The organism is Halomonas sp. MES3-P3E (genome assembly GCF_002836035.1).
GTDB classification, from domain to species: domain Bacteria; phylum Pseudomonadota; class Gammaproteobacteria; order Pseudomonadales; family Halomonadaceae; genus Vreelandella; species Vreelandella arctica.
This window is the reverse complement of record NZ_PJBT01000021.1, coordinates 174,100-188,377: the sequence shown is the minus strand read 5'-3', so window position 1 is coordinate 188,377 and position 14,278 is coordinate 174,100. Positions and strand designations below refer to the sequence as shown.

At 53.3% G+C, this 14,278-nt stretch carries 12 protein-coding genes; 9 read left to right on the top strand and 3 right to left on the bottom strand.

What is annotated here, in order from left to right:
• The first annotated feature begins 97 nt into the window (after nucleotides 1-97).
• On the top strand, nucleotides 98-1,294 hold the full coding sequence (locus CXF87_RS08075; RefSeq protein ID WP_101146261.1) for an ATP phosphoribosyltransferase regulatory subunit: 1,197 nt from the start codon (nucleotides 98-100) through the stop codon (nucleotides 1,292-1,294).
• Nucleotides 1,294-2,589: an adenylosuccinate synthase gene (locus CXF87_RS08070; protein ID WP_101146260.1), complete on the top strand. Its 1,296-nt coding sequence runs from the start codon at nucleotides 1,294-1,296 to the stop codon at nucleotides 2,587-2,589. Before CXF87_RS08075 ends, CXF87_RS08070 begins: the two co-directional genes overlap by 1 nt.
• Nucleotides 2,590-2,672: 83 nt before the next feature.
• Here the strand turns inward: CXF87_RS08070 and cobO are convergent, their stop codons facing one another.
• Nucleotides 2,673-3,272: a cob(I)yrinic acid a,c-diamide adenosyltransferase gene (gene cobO, locus CXF87_RS08065; RefSeq protein ID WP_101146259.1), complete on the bottom strand. Its 600-nt coding sequence runs from the start codon at nucleotides 3,270-3,272 to the stop codon at nucleotides 2,673-2,675.
• A 257-nt stretch (nucleotides 3,273-3,529) separates the two neighbouring features.
• Here cobO and CXF87_RS08060 point away from each other — a divergent pair, with 257 nt between their 5' ends.
• The 4 genes from CXF87_RS08060 (at nucleotide 3,530) to CXF87_RS08045 (ending at nucleotide 8,573) form a co-directional block, all read left to right on the top strand.
• Complete coding sequence (locus CXF87_RS08060; protein ID WP_007114656.1) at nucleotides 3,530-4,015, top strand: YajQ family cyclic di-GMP-binding protein; 486 nt, start codon at nucleotides 3,530-3,532, stop codon at nucleotides 4,013-4,015.
• Between the two features lie 78 nt (nucleotides 4,016-4,093).
• Nucleotides 4,094-6,724 (top strand): aminopeptidase N, encoded by a 2,631-nt coding sequence (pepN, locus tag CXF87_RS08055; RefSeq protein ID WP_101146258.1) that lies wholly within the window; start codon nucleotides 4,094-4,096, stop codon nucleotides 6,722-6,724.
• 50 nt (nucleotides 6,725-6,774) lie between these two features.
• Nucleotides 6,775-7,734: a lipid kinase YegS gene (yegS, locus tag CXF87_RS08050; RefSeq protein ID WP_101146257.1), complete on the top strand. Its 960-nt coding sequence runs from the start codon at nucleotides 6,775-6,777 to the stop codon at nucleotides 7,732-7,734.
• 44 nt (nucleotides 7,735-7,778) lie between these two features.
• The gene (locus CXF87_RS08045; RefSeq protein ID WP_101146256.1) at nucleotides 7,779-8,573 is read left to right on the top strand and encodes a hypothetical protein; all 795 of its coding nucleotides are present in this window, start codon (nucleotides 7,779-7,781) and stop codon (nucleotides 8,571-8,573) included.
• An 80-nt stretch (nucleotides 8,574-8,653) separates the two neighbouring features.
• On the opposite strand, the gene CXF87_RS08040 is transcribed toward CXF87_RS08045, so the two are convergent.
• Entirely contained in the window at nucleotides 8,654-8,857 is a 204-nt protein-coding gene (locus CXF87_RS08040; protein WP_007114660.1) for a cold-shock protein, read from the bottom strand.
• Nucleotides 8,858-8,992: 135 nt separating this feature from the next.
• Here CXF87_RS08040 and CXF87_RS08035 point away from each other — a divergent pair, with 135 nt between their 5' ends.
• Nucleotides 8,993-9,649, top strand: coding sequence for a LysE family translocator (locus CXF87_RS08035; RefSeq protein ID WP_101146255.1), 657 nt, complete (start codon nucleotides 8,993-8,995; stop codon nucleotides 9,647-9,649).
• 30 nt (nucleotides 9,650-9,679) lie between these two features.
• Here the strand turns inward: CXF87_RS08035 and CXF87_RS08030 are convergent, their stop codons facing one another.
• Nucleotides 9,680-11,629, bottom strand: coding sequence for a transglycosylase SLT domain-containing protein (locus CXF87_RS08030; RefSeq protein ID WP_101146254.1), 1,950 nt, complete (start codon nucleotides 11,627-11,629; stop codon nucleotides 9,680-9,682).
• Between the two features lie 137 nt (nucleotides 11,630-11,766).
• On the opposite strand from CXF87_RS08030, the gene CXF87_RS08025 reads away from it, so the two are divergent.
• Both CXF87_RS08025 and htpG read left to right on the top strand, forming a co-directional pair.
• Nucleotides 11,767-12,099 carry a YkvA family protein gene (locus tag CXF87_RS08025; protein ID WP_101146253.1) on the top strand — a complete coding sequence of 111 codons (333 nt, stop codon included), beginning with the start codon at nucleotides 11,767-11,769 and terminating at the stop codon, nucleotides 12,097-12,099.
• Nucleotides 12,100-12,232: 133 nt separating this feature from the next.
• Nucleotides 12,233-14,167, top strand: coding sequence for a molecular chaperone HtpG (htpG, locus tag CXF87_RS08020; RefSeq protein WP_101146252.1), 1,935 nt, complete (start codon nucleotides 12,233-12,235; stop codon nucleotides 14,165-14,167).
• Nucleotides 14,168-14,278: the final 111 nt, after the last annotated feature.

Genomic DNA, 14,278 nt, shown 5'->3' with positions numbered 1-14,278 from the left:
TTTTTTGTGGCCCTCATTTAACGCTGGCGTCGGCAATCATATTGCTTCGTTACTGCTTGAGTTTGTTGGGCCTTCATCGTCTTGCAGGATTGTTCACATGACCATCGCTGACCGCTGGCTACTGCCCGACGGCATGGATGAGGTGCTTCCGCCTCAGGCAAGCCGCATGGAAGAGCTGCGCCGCGCGCTGCTCGATCTTTACCATTGCTGGGGCTATGACCAAGTAATGCCGCCGCCGGTGGAGTTTCTGGACTCCTTGTTAACAGGTACGGGTACAGATCTCGATCTGCAGACCTTTAAGCTGACCGACCAGCTAACCGGCCGCATGATGGGTGCCTCCGCTGACGTAACGCCGCAAGTGGCGCGTATGGATGCCCATTCGCTTAAGCGACAGGGCCCAGTGCGCCTTTGTTATTGCACCAACGTATTGCGTGCAAAGGCGGATCAGCACCAAGGCGGGCGTAGCCCCGTGCAGGTAGGCGCTGAACTGTTTGGCCATGCCGGGCTTGAGGCTGACAGTGAAATTATTCACTTGGCGCTGGCCAGTATGAAAGCGGCCGGCGCTCAGGAGATCCACTTAGCGCTTGGGCACATCGGTATTTACCGCAGCCTAGTTGAAGCAGCAGCGCTCAGTGATGAGCAGGAAAGCGCGCTATTTGAAGCGCTGGCGCTAAAATCACCTACGCAATTAGCACAGCTTGTAGACGCTAGTGTTAGTGACCCGGCATTAGCGGATATGCTGTTGGCGCTTGGTGAGCTGCATGGCGGAGCGGATATTTTAAGCCAGGCGCGCGAGCGTTTTGCGGGCGCTCCTGCCTCAGTCACGGCGGCATTGGATCAGTTGGATGCGCTCTATCAAGGCGTATTGGCGCGCTTTGATGTGTCGCTCTACTTTGACTTGGCTGAGTTGCGTGGCTATCAATACCATACCGGTATGATGTTTGCCGCCTACGTGCCGGGCTATGGGCATGCGCTTGCTAAAGGCGGGCGTTATGACGATACAGGGCGTGCCTTTGGTCGTGCTCGCCCCGCTACCGGTTTCTCGATGGATCTTAAACAACTGGCGTCGTTGGCGCTGGCTGCCCCGAGTCGCGGTAGTATTTGGGCACCCGCCCAGCAGGAGGAGTCGCTCAACGCTGCCATTGTTGCACTGCGTGAGCAAGGGGAACGCGTGATTCAAGCGCTGCCTGGGCAGCGTACTGGGCCGGCGGAGCATGAATGTGACCGCCGTCTTGAGCTTATCAATGGTCGTTGGCAGCCAACGGCCCTGACACAAGAGACGAGTGCATCATAATGGGTAAGAATGTCGTAGTGCTGGGCACCCAATGGGGTGACGAGGGCAAAGGTAAGATTGTTGACCTGTTGACTGAATCAGCATCCGCCGTGGTGCGTTTCCAAGGTGGTCACAATGCTGGCCATACGCTGGTCATCGACGGTGAAAAAACCGTTCTTCACCTGATTCCTTCCGGCGTTTTGCGTCCAGGCAAAACCTGCGTGATTGGTAATGGCGTGGTGCTTTCACCTGAAGCGCTGATCAAAGAGATCCGTGAGCTGGAAGCCAAAGGCGTACCGGTACGTGAGCGCCTGCGTCTTTCACCCGCTTGTCCGCTGATCCTGCCTTACCATGTGCGCCTGGATCAGGCCCGTGAAAAGGCCCGGGGCATCGCTAAAATTGGCACCACCGGCCGTGGCATTGGTCCCGCTTACGAAGATAAAGTGGCCCGCCGTGGCCTGCGCTTAGGCGATATGCTTCATCGCGAGCGCTTTGCTTCCAAGCTGGGCGAAGTGCTCGACTACCACAACTTCGTGTTGGTGAATTACCACGGCGAACCGGCGGTCGACTTCCAGGAAGTGCTGGATACTGCAATGCAGATGGCTGAAGAGCTGCGCCCAATGGTCTGCGACACTGTCAGCATGGTGCACGACCTCCGTAAAGCTGGTGAGAACATCCTGTTTGAAGGTGCTCAAGGCTCGCTGCTGGATATCGACCACGGTACCTACCCGTACGTAACCAGCTCAAACACCACTGCAGGTGGCACGGCCACAGGCTCTGGCGTCGGCCCGCTTTATTTGGATTACGTGCTGGGCATTACTAAGGCATATACCACTCGCGTTGGCTCAGGCCCATTCCCCACTGAGCTATTTGACGTTGATGGCCGCCACCTTGCCGAGCGTGGTCATGAGTTTGGTGCCACGACTGGCCGTGCACGCCGCTGCGGTTGGTTTGACGCCGTGGCCCTGCGTCACGCGGTGCAGATCAACTCGGTCTCCGGCATCTGCCTGACCAAGCTGGATGTACTGGATGGGTTGGAAAATATCCGCGTCTGCGTTGGCTATCGCAGTAAAGATGGCGACGTATTGGATAACCCTGTGGATTCAGAAGGCTACGAAGCCGTCGAACCGCTTTATCAGGATTTACCTGGCTGGAAAGAGTCCACGTTGGGCGCTAAACAGGTCGAAGATTTGCCTGCCAATGCCCGCGCCTACATCAGCTTCCTTGAAGAGCAGGTGGGTACAAGTATCGATATCATTTCTACTGGTCCAGACCGTATGGAAACCATCGTGCTGCGTAACCCGTTCGATAGTTAATAACGGTTCAAGCTGGCTATTGATGAGCAGATGAGCAAAAGGGGCAACGGAGTTGCCCCTTTTCTGTATGTATCAGCTTATATTTAAAAGTCGATGCCACGGCGCGCTTGTAAGCCGTTATTGAAGGCATGACGAACCTCCTGCATTTCGGTCACCGTATCGGCCATGGCGACTAGCTCGCGATGGGCATTTCTTCCCGTAATAATCACCGTCTGTTCCGTCGGGCGTTTCTCCAGCGCTTGTTTAACGGTTTCAATGTCCAAGTAACCAAACTTGAGCATATAGGTAATCTCATCAAGCACCACCAGATAGATCTCTGGGTCCGCTAACATACGCTCGGCGTCTTTCCATACTGCGTGGCACGCCTCTGTGTCCGCTTGGCGATTCTGGGTGTCCCAGGTAAAGCCGGTGGCCATTATCGCTACCTCAAGATTGGTATCTTCCTCCAATCGGTTACGTTCGCCGCACTCCCAGAGACCTTTAATAAACTGCACCACGCCAACTTTATAGCCATAACCCAAGGCACGGGTGACCGTCCCCCAGGCTGCGGTGGTTTTGCCTTTGCCGTTACCGGTGTTAACAATGATTAGGCCGCGCTGCTCGTCGGCACTGGCGACTTTCTCATCTACGCGTGCTTTCAACTTCTGCATGGAGGCTTTATGGCGGATCTCGCGGTCACTCATGATGTCTCCTGGGGGGTAACGTTTTTTAAGATGGCAAGAAGGTTATCGCGCTAGCCTAAGTCATCTAACAGGGGTTGAACATCTTTTTGAAGAGCTTAATGGATAACTTTTGTATAGATTTAGGTGGGCAATAATCAAGTTTTGGTTCAATAAAACATGCTTCAAAACCGAAAAGGACAAGAGATAAACAACAGAATTGGCCCCTAGGGGGCTGGCTGCTCTAGAATAGGTGGTCATGTCTTGTCAGGAATTACATCATGCCTTCATTTGATATTGTCTCAGAGTTCGATAAGCACGAAGGTGCTAACGCCGTTGATCAAGCCAACCGCGAAGTGCAGTCGCGTTTTGATTTTAAAGGCGTCGACGCCAGCTTCACTTTGGAAGGCGATAAAGTGCAGCTAGAGGCGGAAGTTGATTTCCAGCTTAAGCAAATGCTTGATGTGCTGCGAGCCCGTCTTATCGCCCGTGGCATTGATGCCCGCTGTATGGACGTTCAAGACCCGGTGCTTTCCGGTGTAAAAGCCCGCCAGGAAGTTGCTTTAAAGGAAGGGCTTGATGCGGCGGAAGCCAAAGATGTGGTTAAGCGCATCAAAGCCAGTAAGCTCAAAGTACAGGCACAAATTCAGGGTGAGAAGGTGCGGGTAACGGGTAAAAAGCGCGACGATTTACAAGCTGTTATGGCGTTGCTGCGGGGCGAAGAGGGGCCGGATTTGCCGCTCCAGTTTGATAACTTCCGCGACTAACTAGCAGGGCAGCGCCACTCGCCGCCGTCACCTGGTATTAACTATATAAATATTCGTTTTATACAGGAGTCACGCATTATGTCTGATCCGCAGCCGGTTTATTTAAGCGACTACCAGCCACCCGCTTACCGGGTAACTCATACCGAGCTGACGTTTGATCTTGACCCCGCCGCGACCCGTGTGAAAGCGCGACTGTTGATAGAGCGACATGCGAAGGCTGACGCGAATGCGCCGCTGGTGTTAAACGGCGAACATTTAAAGCTCATCTCCCTGTCGATCGATGCAACGCCGCTGAATGAATCCGCGTATCAAGTAGATGCAGAGACCCTAAGTATTGCCAATGTTCCAGAGCGGTTTGTGTTGGAGAGTGAGGTAGAGATCGCACCGCAAGAGAACACGGCGTTAGAAGGGCTTTATCAGTCCAACGGCATGTACTGTACTCAGTGCGAAGCCGAGGGTTTTCGACGTATTACCTTTTACCCCGACCGCCCAGATGTCATGGCGACCTTCAAGGTCACGGTGATCGGCGATCAGCAGCGTGAACCAGTATTACTGGCTAACGGTAACCCGTTAGAGCGCGGCGAGCTGGAAGGTGGTCGTCATTTCGTCACCTGGGAAGATCCGCATCCCAAACCCTGTTACCTATTCGCTCTAGTGGCAGGCAACCTGCATCGCGTAGAAGACCACTTCACCACCATGAGCGGTCGCGAGGTCACGCTGCAAATTTGGGTGGAGCAAGAGAACCTGGATAAGACCGAACATGCTATGGCCTCGTTGAAAAGGGCCATGGAGTGGGATGAGCAGGCTTATGGTCGTGAGTACGACCTGGATCTATTTATGATCGTGGCCGTCAATGATTTCAATATGGGGGCGATGGAGAATAAAGGCCTTAATATCTTTAACTCCGCCGCGGTGCTGACGCATCCCCATACCGCTACCGATACCGCCTTTCAGAATGTTGAAGGCATCGTCGCCCACGAATACTTTCATAACTGGTCAGGCAATCGTGTCACCTGTCGCGACTGGTTCCAGCTTTCGCTGAAAGAGGGCTTTACGGTCTTCCGTGATCAGTGCTTCTCGGCGGATACCAATTCAGCACCGGTTAAGCGCATCCAGGATGTCTCCTTTTTCCGCACGGCACAGTTTGCCGAAGATGCTGGTCCTACGGCGCATCCGATTCGCCCTGACCACTTTATTGAAATTACCAACTTCTACACCCTGACGATTTATGAGAAGGGGGCAGAAGTCGTACGCATGCTGCGTAATTTAGTGGGGGAAGAAAATTTCCGTCGCGGCTCAAACCTTTACTTTGAGCGATTCGATGGCCAAGCGGTGACGATTGAAGACTTTGTAGGCTGCATGGCGGAAACCTCCGGCGAGGATTTAAGCCAGTTTATGCGTTGGTACTCCCAGGCAGGTACGCCGGATATTGATGCTCACGGCGAGTATGACTATGTGCATGGCGAATATCATTTAACGTTGCGTCAGCGCACGCCCGCGACACCAGGCCAGCCGGATAAACTGCCGCTGCATATTCCAGTACGTATGGGGTTAGTCGGTACAAAATCAGGTCAAGACCTAACGTTAACCCTCAACGGCGAAAAAATAGGCAAAGATGCCGTTATTCACCTTCGTGATGATGAGCAGACCTTTGTCTTTACTGATGTCGCTGAAGCGCCGGTGCCGTCTTTACTACGTGAATTTTCAGCGCCCGTTAAGTTGCACTTCCCCTATTCACGAGAAGATCTTGCCTTTCTGTTGACCCATGACAGCGATGGCTTCAACCGCTGGGATGCTGGCCAGCGCTTGGCGCTGTTGGCGTTGGATGACCTAATTGCTGCTCACCGCAATAGTGTCGAGAAGGTGATGGACAGCCGTGTTGTTGATGCCTTTAAAACACTTCTGAACGGCCCAATGAGCGATAAGGCGGTATTAGCTGAAATGCTGACACTTCCTTCAGAAGCGTATATAGCGGAGCAGCAGCCAATTGTGGATGTCGACGCCATTCATGCGGCACGTGAATTTGTGCGCCAGTCGTTAGCCGTTGCTCTGCGCGATGAATTTATTGCCATCTACGAAGCCAATGTGACGGAAGAGACTTACGCGCCAACGCCAGAGCAAATTGCCCAGCGAAGCCTTAAAAACGTGGCGCTCTCCTATCTCATGTCGATCGAGGATGAGCAGGGCTTAGCGCTGTGCGAAAAGCAATTTGCCGCCGACCACAATATGACCGATGTACGTCAGGCTCTCACTTTACTGGTGCACAGCGATCGCGATGATTTGGCCTCACCAGCATTGAAATCATTTGGCGAAAAATGGGCGCATGACCCCTTAGTGATGGATCAGTGGTTCACCATTCAGGTCTCACGCCCGCAGGGAGATGTGCTTGAGCGCGTGAAGTACTTGATGCAACACCCCGCTTTTTCACTTAAGAATCCCAACAAAGTGCGTGCCCTCATTGGGGCGTTTGCCCAGAACCGAGTCAATTTCCACCGCTTAGATGGTCAGGGCTACCAGCTGTTGGCCGATGTGGTGATTGAACTCAACCAGCTGAATCCAGAAATTGCCGCGCGGCTTATCACGCCGCTAACGCGATGGCAGCGTTTTGATGAAACCCGCCAAGTATTAATGCGGTCTCAGCTAGAACGTATTAGGCAACAGCCGCTGTCTTCAAATGTGTATGAGGTGGTCGAGAAAGCATTGGCATAGGTACAGGCATGGTGGGCAAAAGCAGTTAACCAAGGAAAGGAACAACAACGGTGACAGATTCGCAGCAACACTATTTACTTATTATTAATGGTAAATCTGCCGGTAACCCGGCATTGCGTGAGGCAGTCAATGAACAACGCCAAGCAGGGATGCAAATTACTGTTCGAGCTACCTGGGAAGGGGGCGACGCTGCTGATATTGCTGAGCTATCTGACACCATGGGTATTACGCATGTGATTGCCTGCGGTGGCGATGGCACGGTTAGCGAAGTCATGAACGGGTTGATGCGTTTGCCCCATGACCGTCGGCCGGTATTAGGTATCGTGCCATTGGGCAGTGCTAATGATTTTGCCACCTCAGTTGGTTTGCCATTAGAGCCAGGCCCTGCTTTAGCCGCCGCAAGAGCGCTAAGTGCTTACCCCATTGATGTTGTACGTGTGACAGCTGGTGCGGGTGGTGAGTCCGCAACCAGCTACTATATCAATATGACGACCGGGGGATTTGGCGCTGAAATTACCTCATCAACGCCGAAAACCCTAAAGAGGCTATTGGGAGGCGGCGCGTATTCATTGATGGGCGCGCTCAAAGCATGGCGACACCGCAGCTATCGCGGCACGCTACATTGGGATGAAAAAGAGGAGAGTGCATCGCTACTGTTGCTAGCACTAGGCAATGGCCGCCAATCAGGCGGAGGGCAGGTGCTGGGGCCACGGGCCAAGCTTGATGATGGTCGTCTGGATGTGCTTCTGGTCAAGGACTTTAGTTCGGTGACAGAGCTGAGCAAGTTGATTAGCGAGCTGCAAAGCTTTCCCTCTGAGGGGCGATTTGTGCGCTATTTCACCACGACTCAACTAACGCTGACGACACAGGCGGGTGATCCGCCCTGGCCATTAACGCTGGATGGTGAGGCGCGCTGTTATGACCATTTCTGTGCCGAAGTAGTACCTCTAGCGTTGCGTGTGCTGTTACCAGAGGAGTGCCCCTTACTCTCTTCCAGCAACCGGCCTTAACTGGTTTCACTCAGATTTTAAACGTTATAAAGGAGAAGTATCTAATGGCCAATCGCGTGTGGATACCTGTAGTTGCCGCAATGGCTCTACTGCTGAGTGCCTGCGGTGACTCCCAGGAAGATCCCACCGTAACACCAGATGATAATTCTGAGGTGACGGATGATGAAGCAGTGCGCGAAGAGGAGTCGCCAGCAGCGGCTGAAAACGCGGCAGAAATGTCTAGCCCCGAAGAAGTAGAGGATGATATCGAGGCACAGCAAGCCGCTGAAGAACTTGAGCAAGCGGAAACTCTACGTGAAGGTAGTGACAGCCAAAATGGTGATAGTTCTGCTGATGCTGCGACGGTAGAGGCCGAAGAAGATACGCTGGCAGCCGACCCTGATGATGTGCTCGATGAGGAAAGCGCAATGCCGGGAGAAGCAACCCGTTCTGATGTCGATGAGATGATTGCCGAAACTGAACGCCGCTTTGAAGAAGCGGAAAAGCGACTTGAAGAGCAGTTTCAAGAAGTAGAGCAGCAGGCACCCACGTTAGAGCCAATGGAAAATGAAGATTTCTCGTCTAGCTGGGATGAAGATAGCAGCTTGCCAGAGCGAACGCCGTTGGAAGATAACCGCGAAGCTACCGACGTTGAGGCTTTGATCGAGGATACAGAGCGTCGCTTTGAAGAAGCGCAGCAGCGTCTTGAAGAGCAGTTTCAGGAATTGGAGAGTCGAGAGGCCGAGACTGGCCCAGCGATCGAGTCAGACGCGAGTGATAGTGATATAGGCGCTAGTGAGATGGATGAGCTTGATACCAGTGCAGATAGCCAAGCAGCTAACCGTAATCGTGAGGAATAAACAGTTGTGGCTAAGCTGAGCCTTAAAAATCAGCCATAAAAAAGGCCCGCGTTAGCGGGCCTTTGTCCATCCGGTAGCAATTAAGCTGGGCGGATGTTGGAAGCCTGAAGGCCTTTTTTACCCTGAGTCACTTCAAAGCTGACTTTTTGACCGTCTTGCAGGGTCTTGAAGCCTTCAGCTTGAATTTCGGAGAAGTGGGCGAACAGATCGTCTCCGCCGTCATCAGGAGAGATGAAGCCGAAGCCTTTAGTATCGTTGAACCACTTAACTGTGCCAGTTGCCATTTTCTATTTCCTTAACATGCTTAATATTCAAACGGGCAACTCAATTGTCCACCCGCTACAATTACTCTAGATGCAAACGCGGCTGTCGTCCAGCCACATACCTAAGATTTTTTATTTCTTTGCGAGCAAGCACAAATGATGCAGTTGGGTTTTGTTGATGCGCAGTTTATTTCCTTCCTGGTGGCTATCACGCTGCTTACGATTAGCCCTGGCGTCGACACGCTGCTAGTCATCCGTAACACGGCTCGTGGAGGCATTCGCGATGGTGTGACTACCAGTGTAGCTATCTGCTGTGGGCTGTTTATCCATGCCACTATCTCTGCGTTAGGCATCTCGCTTATTCTGCTGCAATCGGCCTGGGCATTTCATATGTTGAAGCTGGTAGGGGCGGGATACTTGATTTGGCTGGGGATCACCAGTTTATTGGCAGCGAGGCGAGGGCAGCCGCTGCCCGTTAATGGCGTACTAAAAGATACGCCTGCTGTTTCTCGCTGGCAGCCAGTCAAAGAGGGCTTTTTGTCCAATGTGTTGAACCCCAAAACGGTGGTCTTCTACATGGCGTTTTTGCCTCAGTTTATCGCCCCCGGCGATCCTGCTTTGCTGAAATCCCTTTGGCTGGCTGGCGTGCATTTCATTATCGCCAATATTTGGCAGATCAGCGTGGTAATGATGGTGGGGAGTGCCGGTAAGTGGCTCGCCAACGCGCGTTTTGCGCAAACCTTGAACGCCGCTACGGGAACCGTGTTGGTTATCTTTGGTATCCGGCTTGCACTCACTCAGCGCCCGGTTTAGACCGGGCGCCAAGGCTAGTGGGTAGCTAGCCTAACGACGGGCGAGCAACGCCCGGTCGTAGCGTACCTGCTGTTCGTTATCGCTCAGCAGCGAAACGCCTTCGCTGTTGCCACCGTTAGCAAGGCTTTCAAAAATCACACGATAGCTCAGGACGGCTTGTACGTAGTCGCGGGTTTCGCGGAAGGGGATGCTTTCCACAAATAGGTCAAACGCCTCCACGCCATCACCTAGCCATTGGTCAACTCGACCAGGGCCAGCGTTATAAGCCGCAGCGGCTGCTAAGCGATTGCCCTGGTAGCGTTGCAGCTTGTCACGCAAGTAGGTGCTTCCCAAACGGATATTTAGCTCTGGGTCCAGCACGCCGTAGGGGCCTGGATCGTTAATGCCCAGCTCGCGGCTGACTTGGCTAGCAGTGCCTGGCATTAGTTGCATTAAGCCTCGCGCGCCTGCAGGCGAAAGGGCGTTTGGATTATAAGCACTTTCGCGGCGGGTAATGGCCATCAGTAGGTAGGGATCAACGCCGGTGAGCCGGCCCCAGTGCTGAAAGCTATCGTGGTAGGCCTGGGGAAAACGCCAATCCAAGGCGTCCCACATCTCGGCTGCAATGGTGGTTTGCACCAAGCGAGCATGCCACTGCTGCTGGGCAGCATAATCGGCTAATGCGCGTGCCTGCTGTGGAGAGCCAGTTTGTACCGCATGCAGCCACTCGCTATTGGCAAGCCCATCTTCACCAATACGAAGCAATGCCTCGGTACGCTGAACGGCAGGTAGTTGCGCTATACGCTGCCGCGACGCGTCGTCAAAATGATTGCGTTCCATATTTAACTGATAGGGCTGTCCGAGTTTTTCGGCGGCTGCAAAGCCGTAAAAACTGCGATCTGTCGCCGCGCGTTGGTAACGTTCCTGGGCGGCTGTATGGTTGCCAAGCTGGGCGTTGGCACGGCCCAGCCAGTACTGCCAGCGACTGTTTTCCTGTTGGTCTACCGGCATTTCGGTAACCCAGTGAAGCACGCCGTTCCAGTCACGGTTAGCCAATGCATGGCGAACACGCAGCTCTAAGACACGCTCGCTCTCAAGGGTTGGTAGTACGCTGTCGACCCAGCTAAGTGTACCCGGCACATCGCGGACCAAAGCGTAAAAAGCCAGCTCTTCCTCAATGGCTGCACGGTCGCTGGGCAGCAGGTTTAGGCGTGGTGATAGCGCTTGCCAAGCAGCAAACGCTGCGGGGGTATCTTCTCGTGTAAATCGCTGCATGGCCGCCTGATAAAAGCTAGCGGTAGCCGCACACTCCGGGCCTAGGCACGAAGGCGCCTGAGTGATTGCGTGACTGCTGGTGGTGACACTGTCGATGGTGTCCAGCGCGGTTTGCCACTGGCCATTTAATAGCCCGCCCAGATAATTTGAAAGGCGCGTTTCTCCGGCTTGCCAAGCCAACATTTTGCGTTCCCAGATGGCCGCGGCATCAATAGTGCCGTTAGCGCGCAGGCGGTTAAACAATGGATCGCAAGCCTCAGGCTGTGAACTGCCCGTACGCCACAGTTTAAGGCCTGCTTCGCTGGCCTGCTGGGGCTGAGTAGCCAGTAGCGCCGTGTAGTAATAGCATTGCCGCGCTGTACCTGCTGGCTCGCCATCAGCGACCGCTAGTAAGTCGTTGTAACGTCCTGCATGGCCATACTTAGCAATCGCTTGGCCACGCATCCAGACCGCTAGTGGTGAATCAGCATACTGGTTGATAAAACCTTGCACGCTGTCAGGCGATAGATGGGGCAGTTGCCCCCTCAGCCGGTGATATTCCACATAGCCTTTTAAGGGATGGCTTTCTATTGAGCGGCTATCAACCTGCTCCCACTGCTGCTCTCTTGCGGCAGCGAGGGCATCGCGTAACTCACTGTCTGAGGCGGCCCACGAAAACGCGGGTAGCCCCACCAGCAGGGTTGTGCATAGTGCGCGAGCGGTATGGCGAAATGGTGAAGCCAACATGGTGCTCTCTCTCTATCAATTTAACTCTGTTTAAGCTCGGTGGAGGTAGTCCACAGGTATTATCGAGCAACCGCTATACTGAACGAATGTAAATAACCATGATCTGACTGCCCAGATACTAGGAGGATTTAATTACGATGGCCCCATTATCCACTTGGTGGTTCCTGCGTCGACTCAAATCCCGCGTTTGGGCGGCAAAACGTATTGTGCGTGCGCTAAAACTGTTTGTACCAATGTCACGTGACGTGATCCGTGGTGATTTTCGCCCCATCCCCTGGTCGGCATTTGGCATGATGGCATTAGCCTTGGGTTACTTGGTACTGCCGTTTGATCTGATACCCGATTTTCTCATGCTGATCGGTGTGGTGGACGATGTGCTGATTGTCGGCTGGTTGCTCAACCGGATCGACCAGCGCTTAGAGGGCTATCGTGCTTGGAAATACGGTGACCCCGACCTAACGCCTTCTTAAGCTCTGCTGTTTCTTACCCTCAGCTGCTTGAAAAAGCGCTGCTTATCCCCATATTTGATCCACGAAACCTTTTTATGCTCCTGCTGAATAGCGCAGGGGCAATTGACCAACGTGATCCAGAAGGGATAAGCGCATGACTACTGCTACCCACGAACAAGCGACTGATAAGTCGGCTAACCACGAAGAAACGCTAGGCTTTCAGACGGAAGTTAAGCAACTGCTGAATTTGATGATCCACTCTCTGTACTCTAACCGGGAGATTTTCTTACGCGAGCTTATCTCAAATGGCGCCGACGCCTGCGATAAGCTTCGCTACGCGGCCCTTGATAACGATGCGCTCTATGAAGGCGACAGTGAGTTGCGTATCGAAATCGAGCACGACCACGAAGCCAACACTATCACCCTGCGTGATAACGGTGTAGGCATGAATCGCGAAGATGTGATTGCTAACTTAGGCACCATCGCGCGTTCAGGTACCGCTGAATTTCTCAAGCAACTTTCCGGTGAGCAGCAGAAAGACGCCAAGTTGATTGGTCAGTTCGGCGTTGGTTTCTACTCTGGCTTTATTGTTGCTGATGAAATCGCGGTGCGTACCCGTAAAGCAGGTACCGATGCCAGCGCAGGTGTCGAGTGGCGTTCCAAAGGGGAAGGCGAGTTTACCGTTGCTGATATCGAGCGAGCCCAGCACGGGACCGAAATTACCCTGCACCTGAAAGAGGATGCCAAAGAGTTCGCCGATGATTACCGGCTACAAAGTCTGGTACGTAAATATTCGGATCATATCGAAGTGCCCGTGCGTATGCCGAAGACTGAAACGGCGAAGGACGACGAAGGCAACAGCATTGAGGGTAGTGAAGTAACGACCTGGGAAACCATTAATGAGGCCACGGCGTTATGGTCGCGTCCTAAGAGCGAGGTTTCCGACGATGAGTACAAGGCGTTCTACAAGCACGTTGCCCACGATTTTTCCGACCCGCTGACCTGGAGTCACAATAAAGTCGAAGGCAAGCTTGAATATACCAGCCTGCTGTATGTGCCAGGGCGTGCCCCGTTTGATATGTTCGACCGTGATGGGGCACGAGGGGTGAAACTCTACGTTCAGCGTGTCTTTATCATGGACGATGCTGAACAGTTCCTACCGCTTTATCTGCGCTTTATCAAAGGTGTGCTGGATACCCGCGAGCTGTCGCTCAACGTTTCTCGTGAATTGCTCCAGCAAGACCCCAATGTCGATAAAATCAAGTCGGCGCTTACCAAGCGTGGCTTGGACATGCTCAAGAAACTCGCCAAGGACAAAGAGCAGTATCAAACCTTCTGGAATACCTTTGGTAGCGTATTGAAAGAAGGGCCGGGCGAAGATCCGTCTAACCGTGAAAAAATCGCTGGTTTGTTGCGCTTTGCTTCAACCCACACCGATACCGCTACCCAGGAACATGCGCTGGCTGATTATGTGGAGCGCATGAAAGAAGGCCAGAAGAAGATTTATTACGTGGTGGCGGATAGCTTTAATGCAGCGAAAAATAGCCCGCATCTGGAAATCTTCCGTAAAAAAGGCATCGAAGTACTGCTGTTGTCGGATCGTATTGATGATTGGTTGATGAGCCATCTGACTGAGTTCGATGGCAACACCTTTGCCGATGTCGCTAAGGGCGAGCTTGATCTTGGTGATGTAGAAGATGAAGCAGAGAAGAAAGCCCAGGAAGAGACCGCTAAAGCGAAAGAGGATCTGGTTAAGCGCGTCAAAGAAGCGCTAGGCGACGGCGTGCAGGAAGTGAAAATCACGCATCGCCTGACCGACTCGCCCGCCTGTGTAGTGTTACCTGAGCATGAGATGGGCTATCAGATGCGCCGCATTATGGAAGCGGCAGGGCAGCCGCTGCCCGAGGTGAAGCCTATTCTTGAGCTGAACCCCAGCCATGCGCTAGTGGCCCGCTTGGAAGGGGCTGAAGGTGATTTGTTCACGCAGCTTTCCTACATCCTGCTGGATCAAGCCATCATTGCTGAAGGCGGTCATTTGGATGATCCTGCCGCCTACGTGAAACGCCTTAACAGTGTGCTGACCGCCTAGAAGGTTCTTACACCAAGGCGCTATGGCTTAGGCGTTAGTAACTAACGCTCATATTTATCAGCGCCCAAAACGGCCCGTTTGGTTACCCAAGCGGGCCGTCTGTTTTAGTAG